Source organism: Nostoc sp., from assembly GCF_036917235.1.
Classification (GTDB): Bacteria; Cyanobacteriota; Cyanobacteriia; order Cyanobacteriales; family Nostocaceae; genus Nostoc.
In genome coordinates this window covers 1-18,413 of record NZ_JBALDU010000103.1, presented here as the reverse complement: position 1 = coordinate 18,413, position 18,413 = coordinate 1, and the positions used below count along the sequence as shown (strand labels likewise).

The window sequence follows — 18,413 nt, the reverse complement described above, 5'->3', positions numbered from 1 at the left end:
TGCTAGTTTAGTTAATAGTTTGATTAAAATAAGGCATAAATTACCTAAACTCAATATATTTATCTAGTAAATTTTTGCATCCCCATTCCTGAGTGAACTTGATTAGTTATGCTCCTAGATTTAGAAAGATTTTATCAGGCTTGCAATCCGAGCAGACCTCTAATTATAGGAAATGCTAGCGATCGCAGGTACTATATTGATTTTGCTGCGGTGCGGGGTGGCAAGATTATTGAAGCTTTGCAGCGGACGATCGCTCGAATTTCGCCAGATATACCAACCTGTCAGCTGTTTACAGGACATCTCGGTTGTGGGAAATCAACGGAATTGTTGCGCCTCAAAGCTGAGTTAGAAGTGCAGCAATTTCACGTAGTTTACTTTGAGTCAACCCATGTCTTAGAAATGGCCGACGTGGATGTGACTGATGTTTTGTTAGCGATCGCTGGACAGGTGAGTGAAAGCCTAGAAGCGATGAAAATTAGGCTCAAACCTACCTACTTTACCAAGTTGTTTGGTGAAATTGTCGATTTTTTGCAAACGCCAATTGACCTTGGAGTAGAAGCAGAGTTGTCTGTAGGAATTGCCAAAATTACAGCTAAAACTAAAGAAAGTCCCCAATTGCGGCGGCGGTTAAGAGATTATTTAGAACCGCGAACAGCAAACATTTTACAGTCAATTAATCAAGAATTGTTAGAACGTGCCACCAAGGAACTAAAAACCAGAGGTAAAAAAGGATTGGTGGTGATTGTTGATAACTTAGATCGAGTTGCAATTCGACCTTTACCATCGGGGCGATCGCTGCCAGAATACTTATTTATTCAGCGTGGCGAACAGTTACGCAAACTGAATTGTCATGTAGTCTACACTATTCCTCTAGCCCTGACTTTCTCTAACGATAGCGCCGAACTTCAGCATCGTTTGGGGGGTGGAGTTGCACCAAAAATGCTACCGATGATACCTGTACGTTTGCGCTCTGGAGAGATTTTTCCGCAAGGGCTAGCAATGATGCGGCAAATGGTGCTAGCTAGAGCTTTTCCAGACATTTTACCTAGCGATCGGTTAGGCTTAATTACAGAGGTGTTTGATAGTTTGGAAACCCTAGATCGATTGTGCCTGATTAGTGGTGGTCATGTACGCGACTTACTAGGTTTACTGTTTGACTGTCTGCGAGAACAAGATCCACCCTTTGATCGGGAATGTGTCGAACTGGTGATTCAAAGACAGCGGGATTACCGAGCTAACGCTATCGACCCCCATGAGTGGGAACTAATCTTTCAGGTGGTGCAACAGCAACGAGTCAGAGGTGATATAGAATACCATACCCTTTTGCGAAGTCTATTTGTATTTGAATACCGCGATCATCAAGGAGCTTGGTTTGCCGTCAACCCAGTTTTAGCGGAGACGGAAAAATTTAAATCATGGTTGAACGACACCCACAAGTAGATATCAGAGCAGCTAACGAGCGTGCTTTACGGAGTTTGGGGAGAGCAATTACCCTTTCTAGCGGTCAATTCTCCCTGGTTTTGGTGTGCTGCAATTATCGAGTTTTGCAAGAACTTATGCTGCAACGACTCGAAGAACTCTCTTCAGGTGTACACCATATTCAAAAGGTAATTCTGCCGCATAATGCCAGAAGTCTGTACACAAGTATTCATTTACAACTGCTAACCGAAGCTAATCCGCCATCGGCGTTGATGATTTTGGGTTTAGAGTCAGTAGATGGACTCGACGATTTTCTGAGGTCTATTAATCATATTCGGGATGAATTTCGCAAACGCCACCCATTTCCGATGATTGTCTGGATGAATCAGGAAGTGTTGCAAAAGGTAGTCCGTTTAGCACCAGATTTTGCTAGTTGGGCAGCTACACCGATTCGGTTTGAAATGACAACTCAATCACTGCTGCAATTTCTGCAACAGGAAACTGACTCTTTATTTGCTACGGTGTTATCAACCGATGCTGCACAACACCAACCTCCTCAAGTCGCAAAGCATTATTCCACTGTCGAGCAAGTCTGGGAACATAGCTATGAACTCCACTTTGCAATTCGAGAGTTGCACAATCGTGGTATTACCTTAGAGCCAGAATTACACGCTAGTTTAGAGTTTGTTTTTGGTCTAGATAATTATATTAGCGATCGCATCAATACAGGTTTAAGCCATTTTCAGCAAAGCTTGCAAGTTTGGCAAAAGTTAGTGGAGAGAGGGGAAGCAGGGGAGCAGGGGAGCAGCACTTCGGCTCCCTTCGACTGCGCTCAGGGCAAGACGCTCAGTGACCGGGGAGCAGCACTTCGGCTACGCTCAGTGACCGGGGAGCAGGGGAGCAGCACTTCGGCTACGCTCAGTGACCAGGGAGCAGGGGAGGATGAGGGGGTATTTTCTTCGTCTACGCCTCCTAATCGCCCATCTCCTCTACTGTTGCGACAGGGAATTTTGCTGTTTTATATTGGGCTGTGTTATTGCCGTTTTGCAGAGCAAAATCAAATAGAAAACCGCCGCCATTGGTACACTGCTAAATCTTATTTTCAGCAGTGCTTAAATATCTTGCAGGTGGCTGGGCGTTTGGATATAGTTGCTGGATTTATTAATCAACTTGCTGAGGTTTTGCAATATCTGCAAGAGTGGGAAGAATTGCAGACTGTTGCTCAAAAGTCTCTGGAGTTACATCAAACTTATGGTAGTCAAATCCAATTAGCTTGTGACTACGGTTTTCTGGCACAAGTGGCTGTGGAGCAGTCGCGGTGGGTACAGGCGAGTATCTTAGCACACGTATCACTGCTGAAATTAGGTGAGGCGCAAAAGCACAACGACCCTTATAACTGCTTCTTTCCATTATTATTGGCACAAATTTACTATTTAGTTTTAGCCAAAGCACAGCGAAATTTAGGTGAGCTAGTAATCGCTCGTGAATACTTAGATAAGGCGACAAAAGAACTGCCAGCAGCTTTAGAAAGCAGTGCCCATCAATACGATGCTCATCGTTATATTCGCTTATTGCGGAGACTGCGATCGCTCTACTTTGAAGAAGGGCGATATTTAGAAGCCTATTACATTCGACAGAAACGCCGTTCTGTTGAGCAACAGTATGGTTTTCGGGCTTTTATTGGTGCAGGGCGCTTGCAACCTCAAAGACAGGCGACTAATCCAGCATTAATGTCACCTTCTGGGAGTAGTAGCGTTGCTTTAGAAATTGCCGCTTCTGGTCGAGAGCGTGATATTAATAACTTAATTGGCAGAATTAGCCGCGCCGATCAAAAGTTGACGGTGATTCACGGTCAATCAGGGGTGGGTAAAAGTTCCACCGTTACGGCGGGTTTAGTTCCAGCACTGCAAACTCGAGCCATTGGCGATCAAATAGCCGTGCCTGTGGTACTGCAAGTTTATACCGATTGGGCACGGGAATTAGGAAAATCTTTAAGTGAGGCGATGTCTAGTGATGCATCCCTGGCGATTTATGCTGATATTAAGCTAGAACCAGCCATTGAATCGGAGGCTTTACCTTACTCTGGTATATCGTTCACCATCGGTAGCATTTTACAACAACTCCAAGAAAATGCCGATCGCCATTTGATCACAGTTTTAATTTTTGACCAGTTTGAAGAATTTTTCTTTGGTTATAGCGATCGCAATCAAAAGCAAGAGTTTGATAAATTTATTAGCGATTGTCTAAATATACCCTTTGTCAAAGTCATCCTTTCCTTGCGAGAAGATTATTTACATCGGTTATTAGACTTTAAACATCTCTCGGCACTGGAAGCGATTAATAATAATATTCTCGACAAGCATATCCGCTATCAGTTGAATAACTTTTCGCCAGAATATGCTAAAGCAATTATCCGAAAATTGACAGAGCGATCGCAGTTTAATTTAGAACCCGCTTTAATTGATGCCTTAATCGAAGATTTATCCACAGAATTTGGAGAAGTCCGCCCCATTGAATTACAAGTTGTGGGAGCGCAAATTCAAGATGAACGCATTACTACACTAGAGGAATATCAGCCATATAGACCGAATAAACTCATCGAACGATATATTAAAGAACTGATTAAAGACTGCGGCCCAGAAAATGAACGAGCCGCGTTACTTGTCTTATACTTATTAACAGATGAAAGTAACAACCGACCTTTTAAAACTCGTGCTGAGTTAGCGTCGCAGCTATCAGAATTAGAAGATGCTGACAAATTAGAGTTAGTCTTAGAAATTTTAGTTAGCTCCGGTTTAGTGGTACTATTCCCTGATGTCCCAGAACGCTATCAACTGATTCACGATTATTTAGTAGACTTGATTCGCTACCTGCAACAACAAGAATCGAGCTTACAGGTACAACTAAATCAGTTACGCTACAAAGTAGAACAAAGTAAAGCTGAGATTGAGCGACTCAAGAGCGAACTTAGTCAAAATAAGCAGCGTTCCAAATTGGTAGCTCCCCATCCCCAACAGGGATTAGACTTATTAACAGAATTACGAGAATTACACAAGCGGGAAGAATTAAGTCAGTTAGAAATTGAGCAATTACGAGCTGAACTTAAAGAAAAAGAGTTAACAGCTAAACTTGCAGAAAGTCAAAAGAAACAAAGACTTAGTGAAGCTCAATTAAATCGTTCGCTGAAAATTGCCCTAACCGCTTCTGTTCTTGCCATCTTCGGATTAAGTGTTTCCATAGTGACAGCAGTAGATAGCGAAATTAAAACCCTCAGTGCATCCAGTGAAGCCCTCTTTGCCTCGCAAAAAGGTATTGATGCCTTAAAAGAAAGTTTAAAGGCAGGGAGAAAATTACAACAAACACTCTGGGTAGATTCCAATACAAGAGAGCAAGTACAGACGGCGCTTTATCAAGCTGTTTCAGGGGTCAGAGAATATAACCGCTTGGACGGGCATATATCTGGCGTAAATAGTGCTACATTTAGCAGCGATCGCACTTTAATTGCCTCAGCCAGTGCGGATACTACAATCAAACTCTGGCGTCCTGATGGTAGCTTGGTCAAAACCTTGTCGGGGCATGAGGATGTAGTTAATAGCGTCAGTTTCAGCCCAGATAGTCAAATCATTGCTTCCGCCAGTCAAGATAAGACGATAAAACTTTGGAGTCGAGAAGGTCAACTGCTTGCAACCTTATTAGGGCATCAGGGTGTGGTAAATAGTGTTAGTTTCAGCCCAGATGGTCAGGTTATTGCTTCTGGGAGTACAGACAAAACAGTGAAACTGTGGAGTCGCGATGGTAAGCTGCTCAAAACTTTGCAGGGACATGATGGTGCAGTATTAAGTGTCGCTTGGTCAACCGATGGTCAAACCTTAGCTTCTGGGAGTGCTGACAAGACGGTGAAACTGTGGAGTCGCGATGGTAAGCCGCTCAAAACCTTACAGGGACATGAGGATGCAGTCAAAAGTGTAGCTTGGTCGCCCGATGGGAAAATAATTGCATCTGCTAGTTTAGACCAGACAATCAAGCTGTGGAATCTGGACGGGAAGCTACTGCGAACCTTATCGGGGCACAGTGCTGGAGTTACCAGCGTCAGTTTTAGCCGTGATGGTAACACGATCGCTTCTGCAAGTACCGATGAGACAATCAAACTTTGGAGTTCTGAAGGTGTGCTGCTGGGAACCCTGAAGGGACATAATAATTGGGTTAACAGTGTCAGTTTCAGCCCAGACGGTCGCACCCTTGCTTCCGCCAGCCGAGACAAAACTATTACACTTTGGCATTGGGATGATGTGTTACTGCGAAAGCCCAAAGCCGATAATGATGACTGGATAACTAGCATTAGTTTTAGCCCAGGCGATCGCACCTTAGCAGCAGCAAGCCGAGACAAAACTGTAAAACTTTTCAGTCGAGACGGTCAACTACTGCGTATATTAACGGGGCATCAGGGTCAAGTTTGGGGTGTAGCTTGGTCGCCCGATGGTCAAGTAATTGCCTCGGCTAGTAAAGATAAAACGGTGAAGCTTTGGAGTGGTGACGGTAAACTGCTCAACACCTTACAAGGTCATAATGATGCCATTTTGAGTGTAGCTTGGTCGCCTAATGGTCAAGTAATTGCCTCGGCTAGTAAAGATAAAACGGTGAAGCTTTGGAGTGCCGATGGAAAACTGCTTAACACCTTGCAGGGACATCAAGAAGCAGTGAATTGGGTAAGCTTTAGCCCAGATGGTAAGTTGCTAGCCTCAGCTAGTGATGACAAAACCGTGAAAATATGGACTATAGAGGGTAAATTGCTATACACATTAACTGGTCATAGCCGCCGGGTAAATGGGGTTGCTTGGTCGCCTGATGGTCAAAGCATTGCCTCAGTTAGTATTGATAGCACAGTGAAGATTTGGAATCGAGACGGTCAGTTGCTAAATAATCTCACGGGCGATGGCGATAGTTTTATCAGTGTCAGTTTTAGCCCCGATGGCAAGACTCTGGCAGCTAGCAGTGATGACAAGGTGAGGATTTGGAACCGAGAAGGAACGTTGCTGATAGCTTTGAAAGGCGATAAAGATGAGTTAACCAGCGTCAGTTTCAGCCATGACGGCAAGACTCTGGCTGCGGGTAGTGGCAATGGCACAGTAATTTTCCGAGACTTAGCAGATATCCAACTGGATAAATTACTGGCGCGGGGTTGCGATTTGCTACATGATTATTTGCAGACTAACCAGAAGGTAATGAAAAGCGATCGCGCCTTGTGTTCTAAGCTAATCGGCATTTAAGCTGCATAGTTGTTAAGTGAACCAATAGCCCTAACAGAGTTAAGTCCCAAAGAACTATTCATAGAACCCGTACCGATGCTCTCATCCTACGGCAATCCGAAGAAATAGTCGTACATATCGACTCTACCAACTCAACCAGTAGCTAGCGTTGATTTTCGTTGTGCGATGCCTACGGCGGGCTACGCCTACGTAGAAATATATGAAGATGTAATATTGATAGATGAGAATATTTCCTAATCCAATATTTCTGGGTCAATTCCTAAAGCGTTGAGTTGTTCAGCAAATCTAACAAACTTTGTTGCCGTACTAGGAAGACGAGAACTCAAAGTTTGTGATGACCAAACACTCATTTTTTTTCCTGCAAGATATTGTTAAGTGAATGTTTTATTTCCACAGAGGATAAATGCAGACTAGAATCTTTTAAATAGCTTATCAAGCGTGCATCAAGGTCAACGACTACCCTTCCTCCTCGATTTTTCTCTACCTGCCGCCAGACATCATAGCCCATAAGAATTGCTTTCTCCCAATCACCCAACGAACATTGAGAAACTTCTAAATGGGATGTCATATTTTTGATAGTCTTCAATAGTTGGTAATCTAATGTTGAAATTCCTTCTAAGAAACCGTGATTTTTGGCATAGCTAAATACAAGTGCAGATATACCTTCTTCAATAGCTACTGCACGGCCGCCGTCTTCAACTTCGTCAATACTAGAATTACTTTTGCGCTTACGTTTAAGCACACTACGAGTGATAACTGACCAACCTAAAACTGCGGCATAGGAAAAATGGAAAACATCATGAAAACGGTAGCCATCACTTGTATATGAATTATCGGTGAGGTCATTTCCAATTTGTTGTTTGTTGACAAATGCTTTCATTTTGATTGAGTTATCTTTGCTTACCTCCGTAATTTCTACTTCAAACTTTCGTGGTAAAGTTTCATGTTCAGGGAAGTCATTGTCGAATATGTAGGTTGTAGCTTTATCATCTATCTGTGCTGAATCTCTCCATCCCCAACGATCATGGCACTTTTTCAGATTATCTTCCGCAATGTCTTCCAAATTAAGGTTAAATTTACTTGCTAAATTGGAAATATACCAAAGCATATCTCCCAATTCTTCCGCGATGCCTTCTTTAAATAGTTTGTGTGCATCACCGTCACGTAAATGTTTTTTATACTCTGTCATTAATGAGCCAACTTCACCAACTAAACCTAGTAGCGGTATGATTAGTTCAGTACCTTCCACAGCAGGAATTTGGTCTGTATTCAGTGTTTGTGTTTGATACTCAGAAAAATTCATAATGAAATTCATTTAATTTCAAAGTTGTTGATTCTAGCTATTATGGTAAAGATCAAATATAAATCTGATGAGTCTTAAAAAGTATTGCCATTAGAGTTTTGAATTAAGCTATAGTGCTTCTCATTTGGATGCAATAAACTCTGACCTCTCTTCTTGTAGGAGAGAGGCTTTGAAACTTGCTCCTCTTCAGTCATAGGGAAGGGCTTGGAGGTTAGGTCTGTATTCCACACAACCTAGAAGTGCTATATGTCTATAAGGAAGAATTAGGAAAAATAATTGGTTTTAAATTATTTGGAAGACGTACCGGATGGTTTGGGTATCCCTCCTTTGTTAGCTTTAGGCAGTGAAGAGGTTGTTGACCAGAAATTAGACTTAGCACTTTTTCCTCACGACCACGGTTTTTTTTGAGATATTCACTCGCACCCCATGCCAAAATAATTAAGTCAGCGCGTTTTGTTGCTACTTGAATATAGCAATCATTTTTTATACCCACAGGATTATCTACTTGAAAAAGCTCATCGGGATCTGTTGCACAATGAGCGAATAGGTTAACCACTTCAAGAGAACCATATTTTTTCCAAGACTTGGTAAAGCTAATACATCTAGTGAGCGTGTGATCATCTTCGTATTCATTGGCCTTACTTGGGTTAAGCATCACAAAGGTAACTTGCGGCAAATTTTCATTCCATTTACGCCGTAGTAAATAGCGATATTTTCTAGTGCTATCGAACTTGACATATCCTTTTTTTTCATATATTTTATTCTGAATTGCTATTGAATTTTATATAGTATAAAACCTTAAAATAAACACAATTGTTGTGATTTTTGTGTATCTAAATTTTGCAAAACTTTTAATTTTTTGCTCTGAGTTTTTTGCCCATGCTTTTTATCTTGTCTTGATAGATTATCTGGAATTTCAGATGTTGTTTTTAATAGATGATCTAATTCTAAAGATAATTGCTGACAATCACTATTATTCAGTAGTTGCAAATTAGGAAGTTCTACTTGTGGTAATCTCTGTGCTAAACTTTCTTGAATCTTATCGTTAATCTGCCATTTAGGTGGATAAAAATAATCAATTGGTTGAGGTGTTGAAGTAAATTTGGCTTTTATCTTTTTCCGATTACTTTTTAGTTCAGGGAATGCTGCTCGGCAGTATTTATCAGCTTCACAAAAAAGATTTTGACAGTCTATAGCCTGTAGCGGACGACCCCAGAGTGATTGAAAATTTAAGCCTAACCGTTGAAATTCTCTCTCTTGGTTTTCAGTCATCCAATGAATGAGATCAGTATATGTTTTACCATCTGTATTAACAAAACACTTGTTGATACCACGTTCGGCTCCTGGCCCTGCTATAGTAAAACTGTTTTCGTCAAAGTTGATAATTTCACTATAATTAATATCTGTCGCTAATTGGTAAGCCATAAACTTACCTAGCAATGGATATTCTTGAATAATCTGAAAAACATCTTCAAATTTTTTGGCTTTGACTATGCGATTATCTACTCTATCTTGGACAACCATTTTATCAATTAATGCCAAATGATTCTGGTGCTTCTTATCATAACCAAACTCTTTGCTGGCACAAGACATATATGCACTAGTGTAAATGACATATCCAAGATTCATAGCCTCTTGTAATATATCTGAGTATACATTTGAGTCGAAATTAGACAGTCTAATATAATCTCCTATTTTGCTTTCTAAGTATTTCCATGTTTCTATTTTATTAAAGATTTTAAATAGTAGAATCCGTAAAATTACTTCTTCTTGATTTTGGCTCCTCTTATCATCGTAAATTACATTTTTTATCAGATATTGTGAAACGCGATCGCTTGCTCGATATGCATTACAAAATTTATAAGTATTAATAATTGGATCACTCGTCCACGGTGGTGGTAAGTTGTTAATTTTGTTGAAAAATACTTCCTGGCGCATAGCAGCAAATTGCCAATAAGTATCAAAAATTTCTTGTCTTACTTGCATACACGGTTCTCCTGGTTTATCGGCATCAGTTTCAAACCTATTCTTTATTCATAAGCGAAGATTATGCGGCAGTTGTCGCATAATCTTCGTATCCGAGACCATTTCTGGCAAAGTATCCCTAAAGCCGATCGCAGCAACTCTTTTTAACTTTTATCCACTGAATAATATGATTTTCAGGAAACACCAGGCTGATCAGCAGTTTTGATCTCTTTTAAAATTCGTTCTACTTGGTTAACTTTTTCACCTCTATTCTGTGATTTGAAAATATTTAAAGCTTTTTCTAAAGAAGATAGCGCCTCATCTTTTTTATTTGTTTGCCACAATGCTAGTGCAAAATTAGTCAGCCCTTCGCCATAATTAGGATTAATTTCCAGAGCTTTTTTATATTCAGTAATGGCTTCTTCCCAGCGACTTTGGCTTGCGTAAACAATACCGATCGCATTGTAAGCTAGAGCGTATTTTGGCTGGAAGCGAATGGCTTCTCGATAGGAGCTAATTGCATCTTCTGGTTTCTTTTGCTTAAAAAGCACATTTCCCAGCTGAAAGTGTGCGAAAGCATCTTCTGGGAACTTTTTAATTAATTTGCGTAAATTTTCCTCTGCACCTGTTAAGTCTCCCTGACTAAATAAACCATTGGCTTGTTGCAGGAGTTGCGATCGCTCTGGTGCATCTGTACCTGAAGCTTGTGCTACTCTTTGTGGTTGTCTCTGTGCAGACTGTTCTGACGAATGCAAAGAAACTTGTCCAGGAACCGCTAACACTAATGGTGATATTCCTATTACACTGATAATACTCAGCATCATGCAGCCAATAGGTTGAACAAATGCTGATTTGGATTTGCACTTCACCTTCATCGCCCTGAATGCCTCAATAATGTTCTAATCTTTATGATAAATTGGCCTGCGTTAGCGCGTAATGCATCACAAGACAGACGGTAAGTGCAGCATATATGTCATTGGTGTCAATTTTACGTGAAACCCGCTTGGTGACAACGTTTTGCCCTCACCCCCAGCCCCTCTCCCATCCGTGAGAGGGGAGCTAGAGATTCAATTCCCCTTCTCCCTTGGGAGAAGGGGTTAGGGGATGAGGGCGTGATGTATAAAACACCTACCCAATATAGTTAGTTTTCGGCTTAAGTTGACACCAATGCATATATGTGCAACCCTACTAAACTCACTTGAAATTATTTACGCGCCTTCTCGTAACTTATCCAATACACTCCGATCTTCCAATGTCGAAGTATCTCCAGATACCTCTTGCCCCGCAGCTAGATTCCGCAACAAGCGCCGCATAATCTTACCCGATCGCGTTTTGGGTAAAGCGTCTGTAAAGCGGATTTCTCCCGGACGTGCGATCGCACCAATTTCTTTGACGACGTGCAGTTTGAGTTCTTTAATCAGTTCTTCACTTCCCTGATAAGTGCCTTCTAGAGTCACAAAAGCAACGACTTCTTCACCCTTAAGTTCATCAGGTTTACCCACTACTGCCGCTTCTGCAACCGCTGGATGCGAAACTAAAGCTGATTCTACTTCCATTGTACCGAGTCGATGTCCTGATACATTCAGTACGTCATCCACACGACCCATTACCCAGAAGTAGCCGTCTTCATCTTGTCTTGCGCCATCACCAGCAAAGTAAGTATATTTACCATCTTGGGGCGGAATGTGTTCCCAGTAGGTGCGGCGGAAGCGTTCTGGATCGCCGTAGACTGTCCGCATCATTCCTGGCCACGGATGTCGCACCGCCAAATAACCGCCTTCATTATTGGGTACGGTGTTTCCTTCCAAATCCACGACATCTGCAATAATTCCAGGGAAGGGAAGAGTTGCGGAACCGGGTTTGGTGGGAATTGCCCCTGGTAGCGGTGTAATCATGATACCGCCGGTTTCCGTTTGCCACCAAGTATCCACAATTGGACAGCGATCGCCACCAATTACTTTCTGATACCACATCCAAGCTTCCGGGTTAATCGGTTCGCCAACGGTTCCCAGCAAACGCAACGAAGACAAGTTTCGCGCGTTGGGATGTTGTTCTCCCATCTTAATAAATGCTCGAATTGCCGTAGGTGCAGTATAAAAAACATTAACGCCGTATTTTTCAATTACATCCCAGAAGCAGCCAGGATTAGAAGTCCGGGGCGCACCTTCATACATTATCGTGGTTGCACCATTGGAAAGCGGGCCGTAGACAATGTAGCTGTGCCCCGTAATCCAACCGACATCGGCAGTACACCAATATACATCCGTGTCTTGCAGGTCGAATATCCACTTAGTGGTGATATGGGTATACAGATTATAACCAGCAGTTGTATGCACTACACCCTTCGGTTTGCCCGTACTGCCAGAAGTGTAGAGGACAAACAGCATATCTTCACTGTCCATCGGTTCAGCGGGACAATCTGCTGATACTCCTTTTTGCAAATCATGCCACCAATGATCGCGTCCACCCAACTGCATATAAGTTTCTTGTCCGGTGCGCTTGACAACTAGGACGTTTTCTACACTGGGAACAGCACCATCAGCTAAGGCTTTGTCTACCTGTTCCTTTAGAGGAACGATCGCATCTTTGCGCCAACCACCATCAGCCGTGATTACTAATTTAGCTTTAACATCGATTAAGCGATCGCGCAAAGCTTCGGCACTAAAACCACCAAATACCACACTGTGAGGTGCGCCAATTCGGGCACAGGCTAACATCGCGATCGCAGCTTCGGGAATCATCGGCATATAAATACCAACGCGATCGCCTTTTTGGACACCCAGTTGCTTCAATACATTGGCAAATTGACAAACTTCTCGGTGCAGTTGGGCGTAAGTCAAAGTACGCGAATCACCTGGTTCTCCTTCCCAAATCAAGGCTGCTTTATTTTTGCGCCAAGTAGTGAGATGTCTGTCAAGGCAGTTGTAAGAAATATTAGTCTTTCCCCCAACAAACCACTTAGCAAAAGGTGGTTGCCAGTCTAGCACAGTGTCCCATTTTTGGAACCATTCTAATTCTGTTCCAGCCAAATCTGCCCAAAATTGCTGCGGATCGGCTTTGGCTTTGTCATAGAGACGTTGATAGTCTTCCAGGCTCTTGATATGGGCGTTCTGTGAGAATTCTGAACTAGGGTGAAAGAGACGATTCTCTTGGAGGATTGATTCGATATTTGGTTCAGACATGGTTAGTTATGAGTGCGATCGCTATTATTACTAAAAACTATTCTTAGCCTAGTTGTGCTAGACGGTGTTTAGATTTTCGTTAAGCTAGGTGGAAATTGCCGAGTTATTTAGTTTACATTCATTTTCATCTACTAAAAGCAAGCGCTCAAGAAATGTAAAGACGTTACATTGCAGCCTATCTACCGCGAATGTTGCAAAATATAAGTAGTCTGGACAAATAATGCCTGAAACTATGACGCTCACCGTCGAAGCTAGCAGCCTATCTCTCAACGATGTTCATCGCTTTCTTAAACTGGAAGAGCTTTCCAATGCTTCCTTCGCTGATTTCTTAAATTTAGAATCGTTAACAGAGTTTGAACAACAGGATTTATTGCGAATCAGAAATGACTTCCGTCGTTATCTCTCAGCAGGTAAAATTTCTGAGGGGTTAGTTAAATTTTTAACAATTGCCCCACTAATGCGGTTAGCAGGGTTTTACGATGTGCCGATTAAGTTGACAATGGAAGATAGCATTGCGATCGCAGTTGAAGATGAAGACAGAAGAATTACCGGACGGATGGATATTTTAGCAATCAACAGTTTTCAAAGTAAGATTGCGCCGCCATTTTGGGTTGTAGTGATTGAAACTAAAAATAGTGCAGTCGAAGTTGGTGAAGGTTTACCTCAATTACTTACTTATGCTTTTAAGAGTTTAGAGCAACAAACATCTGTTTGGGGACTGGCGACCAACGGACTGCGTTATCAATTTGTTCATTTAAGACGTGAGGAGCAGCCAACTTATCAGTTAATGCCACTATTAAGTTTAAACGAATCTCCTGATGCAATAGAGTTATTGCAAGTTTTCAAAGCCATCTGCAAATTAGCGAATTTTCAGTAAATAAATTGCGGAGCGATCGCTGATGTCTGAACCTGCTACTTTAGAATTAATCTCTGATAATATTTCAGAGGAAGAAGTAATTTTTCCTCCTGGCGATCTACTTAGTTACGAGCCACCCTTGGAAAGCGATTTACACCGTGAGCAAATCGATTTGCTGATTCGCATCCTCAAATTATGGTGGCGAGAAAGGCAAGATTTTTATGCTTCTGGCAACTTGACGATTTACTACAGTCCTAACCAGAAAAAATCAGAACATTTCCGCGGCCCAGACTTTTTTGTAGTTTTGGGAACCCAGAAAAAAGACCGTAAGAGTTGGGTAGTTTGGCAAGAAGACGGCAAATATCCCAACTTGATTGTGGAAATTTTGTCAAGTTCAACGACAGCAGTTGATAAAGGTTTAAAAAAACAAGTTTACCAAGATACCTTCCGTACACCAGATTATTTCTGGTTTGATCCTGTAACAATGGAACTTCAGGGATTTCATTTAGTTGATGATAAGTATCAAGAAATCCAAGTAACCACTGATGGACGTTTGTGGAGTCAGCAGTTAGAACTTTATTTAGGAGTTTATGAAGGTAAATTAAGATTCTTCACTACTGAAAATCAATTAATACTATCATCATAAGAATTGGCGGAACTTGAACGTTTACGTGCCGAACAGGCAGAAGAACGCGCCCAACAAGCAGAGCAAGAACTGGCTCGATTGCGGGAGGTATTACGCACACAGGGCATCGACTTAGAGAATATTTGATGACATCAGGAAATTAATTGAGTACACTTTCAAGTTAAGATTTAGTTATTGGTGTGTAAAAAAAGCGTTATCTTCTGAAAGTAGGGCATAGTTTGCAAGCAATAGAGATTAAGGATAAGCTAAAGTCCCTTATCGAGCAAGCTTCCTCGGTAGATCATAATTTAGCGAGAAGATTAGATGAAATCAATCGTTGGGTAAAAGATATCAAGCCAGGTTCTCTGACTGCAAAACCCTTCGTCATTGCCTTTCTGCTAGAGGTAATTACGGATTCTAGTATTTGGCTGATAATCAAATCCTTACCTTCAGAAGAAGAACAAAAAGCAAAGTTCGAGCAAATGACGCCGATTGAGAGATATTGGTATGGTTATCTCTTTCCCAGATGGTTTAATGCAAGTGACTCCAAATTTTATATTTGGAAACAAAAATTGATGGCAGGTGAATTTAATCAAGTTGATAATGATATCATTAGATCGATAGCCCAAGATATTGTTCAGCGAGAAGGTAGTTTTTGGCAGCGTTATATAGCCGACCTTTCAATGGCAACAGATTTAATTGTTAGTCGGAACAATCAACCACTGTGCATTCAAGTTACTAGTGTTAGTGAAGAACTCAATCAACAAAAGTACCAAGCTTGGCAAAATACACTGCGATCGTGGGAAATAGAGAGAGGATTGTTCTTAAGTTACAATCCCAAGGATACTAATTTTGTGAACCAGTTAGTCAACGTGGCCCTGTATAACAGTGATTACCTTTCTGGTGGCAAATATTTAAAATTTTCGTAAAATTTCAGGAATTTAGTATTTCAGATTTGTGTCTAGCCTACATACTTACGTGCTAATTACAGCTTCTATGGCTAATAAAAGAGAAACTCCCTGCAACAATCAAGTAGATACATTTGCTGAAGCTTTAGCAACGGCGCGACAAATGCAGCAGAACTGGCTAACTTATGGGGTTGATTTTGTCAATATTTACGTTGAGGATGTGGAGGGAGACTGGCTAGAAACGTGGGGACATGATGAAATATTAGGTAATTTTCAATTAGATACTATTAAAGAATTTCTGGTAAGTAATGATAGTGTCGCTGTTAGGGTAAGAGAGCATTTAGGAGAGCGATCGCTGTTTGATTTTGCAGTAAACTTAGATGAAGTTTGGAGAATTTCTGAAGTAGATGACAGGCTATCTGCTGTAAAAAATCTGCTAACTGGTGAAGGAAATAGTGTTAATACAGATGATATCAGTTTATTGGATTTAGCAAATACTCTGGTGGGAAAGTTGGCAGATATTTTGTGAAATTTGGAATTATTTGGAACCAATAACAGCTAGTGCGATCGCTCGCAATAAAACTTTTGTAGCTGTAGGGTGTGTTACGGCTTCCGTAACGCACCATTTTAGGTTTTTGGTGCTTTATGCTAACGCGGTAACGGCGATAAAACACTCTACATTTTTTCAACGTCCAAAGAGCAGTTTGGCATCAAAAACCCCTTTTATCAAAATAGCTTTACCAATAAAAGTTAAATAAGTTTCCCTTTTGGGAATTATAGACCTATTGAAGCTCAGGCAAGTAGGTCAAAAGCATTGATTAGTGAAACTGCAAAACTATTTTACCCCTCGGTGGAAAAATTGGTTAACGAAATTGTGGCGGTTAACCATGCTTGGAAAGTAGCTCGTGAATTATTTGGAGAAGATTCACCCCTATCTATTTCTTCACGGGATTTAAAAACCTGTTTGCAGGTACGTTTATTGCGAAGCTATGCACCAGAACAGGTTTATCTAATTGAGGATAAAAAGGCAGAAGGTGAGCCAGTTTATAGCTTACGTCTGCGGGAACCTATAGGAAACCGCCTGTATGCAGAACATCTTCCAATGCGGGTAGCTCAAGAAGTTCTTGCGGAAAAAGAATTAGAGCAATTTAAAAAGATATAACCAAAATAAACAAGAGGGGTACAGCGTCGAAATGGCAAAAGTTTGGGGCATTATTTGGCATAACGAACCTTTTCATTGGGTAATTGCTTTTGTGTTAGTAGTTGCAACTATTATCGAGCTTTACACATTATGGCAATATTGGCTCTCAGAGTGTGGCACAACTGGAGCCGCAATTAAATTTTTGAGTAATTTGAAAAAGGGTAAAAATTTAAAACTTTCAAACAGAGTTAGCAAATGGTTAAAAGGCCATCTAGGAACCGATGACTCTAGTAGATTCAAACAGCAAGATGGTAATTTCATACTGATAAAGTATCCATCTGTCTTAGCCCACCCCATACCTCGTAGTTCCCTACGTTTCGTAATAACTTTGTGTACTGCTATTGGGCTTTTAGGAACCTTTTATGGTATACAACAGGGACTCCAAGGAATCAATTTATCTACAAAAGATACCAACGAACTGATAACTGCCAGTAAAGAGCTACTGATGGGAATGAAAACAGCTTTCTCCACTTCCATGATGGGGCTTGGTTCTGGTAGTGTATTCACCTTAGTTTTGTTTGTATGTGATTCGGGACGGCAAAAACGGCGTGATAGTTTACGCCATAAACTCAATGCGATCGCTACTTTAAAAACAGCAGATAATGCCAACCATGAAGTAGCTGAGGCACTTAGTCTTGTAGCAAAAAACTTGACTGGGTTAAAGCAGCTAAATGCAGAAGGTATTGGTCAAGCTGTAGGTAAGAGCATTGCAGAACAGTTTGCAGGTTTAAATCAGTTATCAGCCCAAGGTATTGGTCAAGCTGTAGGAGAGCAAGTGCAAAGTGCTATCTTACCAGCACTGCGAGCAATTTTAAAAGAGCAGAAACAACTACGAGAACTCCAAGAAAATCAGGGACAGAAAGTTTTAGAAGAACTCATAAAGGATCTGCGAGTTCAAGTACTCGAACCGATTGCAGATAGACTAGATAGAAGTGCAGAGTTAACACAGCAAGCTTCGACCGCAGTGCTAACACTGCATAGAGAATTGGGTGGTATATCTCAAAGTTTGGCAAGTTCCATCTTGACAATTGAGAACTTTCAAAATGAAACTTTGGTAAAACTTCAGGGATTTGCTAACAATTTGGGAGATACTTTAAATCAATTTCAAACAGATACAAGAGGTGTTTTACAAGAAACAGGACAGGAAATTAATCGAGCCGTAGACCAAAGTATTCAAGGAATGACAGCCCAGCGAAGTGCTTTTGAAGCAAGTGCAGAAAAAGCGGCTGCTACCTTCAAAGGAATTCGAGAAGAACTGCAAACAGCACTACAAGAACGCGCAGCAGTAGAAAAACAGATGCTTCAAGCTACTCGGACTGGAATTATCCATATTCTCACCCAAGCAAATACAACCTTCCATGAGCAAACGAATACTCTACAAACAGTGGGTAATCAAGCTTCTGGATTGATGAATGATGCGAAGGATAATCTTTTGGCTACTTTAGGAAATATCGACGCAAAACTTACAGCAACTCGTCAAACAGTAGAAGATGATCTAACCAGATTCCGCCAAGAATATCAAGCGAATTTACAAATGTTCTTTAAAGAACAAAACAGTTTACTTGAGGGGACACTAGGCAACCAACGGAATGGATTACAGCACTTGCGTCTATTATGAGGTACACTAGATTAAAATATAAATCCTTTTAAATGAAGTCCTACTCTGTCGATCTTCGAGAAAAAATAG

At 41.2% G+C, this 18,413-nt stretch carries 12 protein-coding genes and 1 pseudogene; 8 read left to right on the top strand and 5 right to left on the bottom strand.

The window, feature by feature from the left end; translation table 11 throughout:
* Positions 1 to 108 precede the first annotated feature (108 nt).
* Positions 109 to 1,440 carry a P-loop NTPase fold protein gene (locus tag V7K44_RS29510; protein ID WP_334937067.1) on the top strand — a complete coding sequence of 444 codons (1,332 nt, stop codon included), beginning with the start codon at positions 109 to 111 and terminating at the stop codon, positions 1,438 to 1,440.
* Complete coding sequence (locus V7K44_RS29505; protein ID WP_334937065.1) at positions 1,416 to 6,686, top strand: nSTAND1 domain-containing NTPase; 5,271 nt, start codon at positions 1,416 to 1,418, stop codon at positions 6,684 to 6,686. The genes V7K44_RS29510 and V7K44_RS29505 overlap by 25 nt, the downstream gene beginning before the upstream one ends.
* A 346-nt stretch (positions 6,687 to 7,032) precedes the next feature.
* Here V7K44_RS29505 and V7K44_RS29500 read toward each other — a convergent pair whose 3' ends face one another.
* The 5 genes from V7K44_RS29500 to acs all read right to left on the bottom strand — a co-directional run bounded on the left by V7K44_RS29500 (position 7,033) and on the right by acs (position 13,136).
* On the bottom strand, positions 7,033 to 7,989 hold the full coding sequence (locus tag V7K44_RS29500) for a nucleoside triphosphate pyrophosphohydrolase family protein (protein WP_334937063.1): 957 nt from the start codon (positions 7,987 to 7,989) through the stop codon (positions 7,033 to 7,035).
* 250 nt (positions 7,990 to 8,239) lie between these two features.
* Positions 8,240 to 8,746: a DUF1643 domain-containing protein gene (locus tag V7K44_RS29495; protein WP_334937114.1), complete on the bottom strand. Its 507-nt coding sequence runs from the start codon at positions 8,744 to 8,746 to the stop codon at positions 8,240 to 8,242.
* 41 nt (positions 8,747 to 8,787) lie between these two features.
* Entirely contained in the window at positions 8,788 to 9,975 is a 1,188-nt protein-coding gene (locus tag V7K44_RS29490; protein ID WP_334937061.1) for a nucleotide kinase domain-containing protein, read from the bottom strand.
* 173 nt (positions 9,976 to 10,148) lie between these two features.
* Complete coding sequence (locus tag V7K44_RS29485; protein ID WP_334937059.1) at positions 10,149 to 10,829, bottom strand: tetratricopeptide repeat protein; 681 nt, start codon at positions 10,827 to 10,829, stop codon at positions 10,149 to 10,151.
* Between the two features lie 333 nt (positions 10,830 to 11,162).
* Entirely contained in the window at positions 11,163 to 13,136 is a 1,974-nt protein-coding gene (acs, locus tag V7K44_RS29480) for an acetate--CoA ligase (protein WP_334937057.1), read from the bottom strand.
* Positions 13,137 to 13,368: 232 nt separating this feature from the next.
* Between acs and V7K44_RS29475 the strand changes: the two genes are divergently transcribed.
* The 6 genes and pseudogenes from V7K44_RS29475 (at position 13,369) to V7K44_RS29450 (ending at position 18,344) form a co-directional block, all read left to right on the top strand.
* Positions 13,369 to 14,013, top strand: a complete 645-nt coding sequence (locus tag V7K44_RS29475) for a restriction endonuclease subunit R (RefSeq protein ID WP_334937112.1) — start codon at positions 13,369 to 13,371, stop codon at positions 14,011 to 14,013.
* A 22-nt stretch (positions 14,014 to 14,035) separates the two neighbouring features.
* Positions 14,036 to 14,764: pseudogene (locus tag V7K44_RS29470) on the top strand (Uma2 family endonuclease).
* 92 nt (positions 14,765 to 14,856) lie between these two features.
* Positions 14,857 to 15,546: a hypothetical protein gene (locus V7K44_RS29465; RefSeq protein ID WP_334937055.1), complete on the top strand. Its 690-nt coding sequence runs from the start codon at positions 14,857 to 14,859 to the stop codon at positions 15,544 to 15,546.
* A gap of 67 nt (positions 15,547 to 15,613) precedes the next feature.
* Positions 15,614 to 16,054 carry a hypothetical protein gene (locus V7K44_RS29460; RefSeq protein ID WP_334937053.1) on the top strand — a complete coding sequence of 147 codons (441 nt, stop codon included), beginning with the start codon at positions 15,614 to 15,616 and terminating at the stop codon, positions 16,052 to 16,054.
* Between the two features lie 285 nt (positions 16,055 to 16,339).
* The gene (locus tag V7K44_RS29455; RefSeq protein WP_334937051.1) at positions 16,340 to 16,687 is read left to right on the top strand and encodes a hypothetical protein; all 348 of its coding nucleotides are present in this window, start codon (positions 16,340 to 16,342) and stop codon (positions 16,685 to 16,687) included.
* Positions 16,688 to 16,718: 31 nt separating this feature from the next.
* Positions 16,719 to 18,344, top strand: coding sequence for a MotA/TolQ/ExbB proton channel family protein (locus tag V7K44_RS29450; RefSeq protein ID WP_334937049.1), 1,626 nt, complete (start codon positions 16,719 to 16,721; stop codon positions 18,342 to 18,344).
* The last annotated feature ends 69 nt before the right edge of the window (positions 18,345 to 18,413 follow it).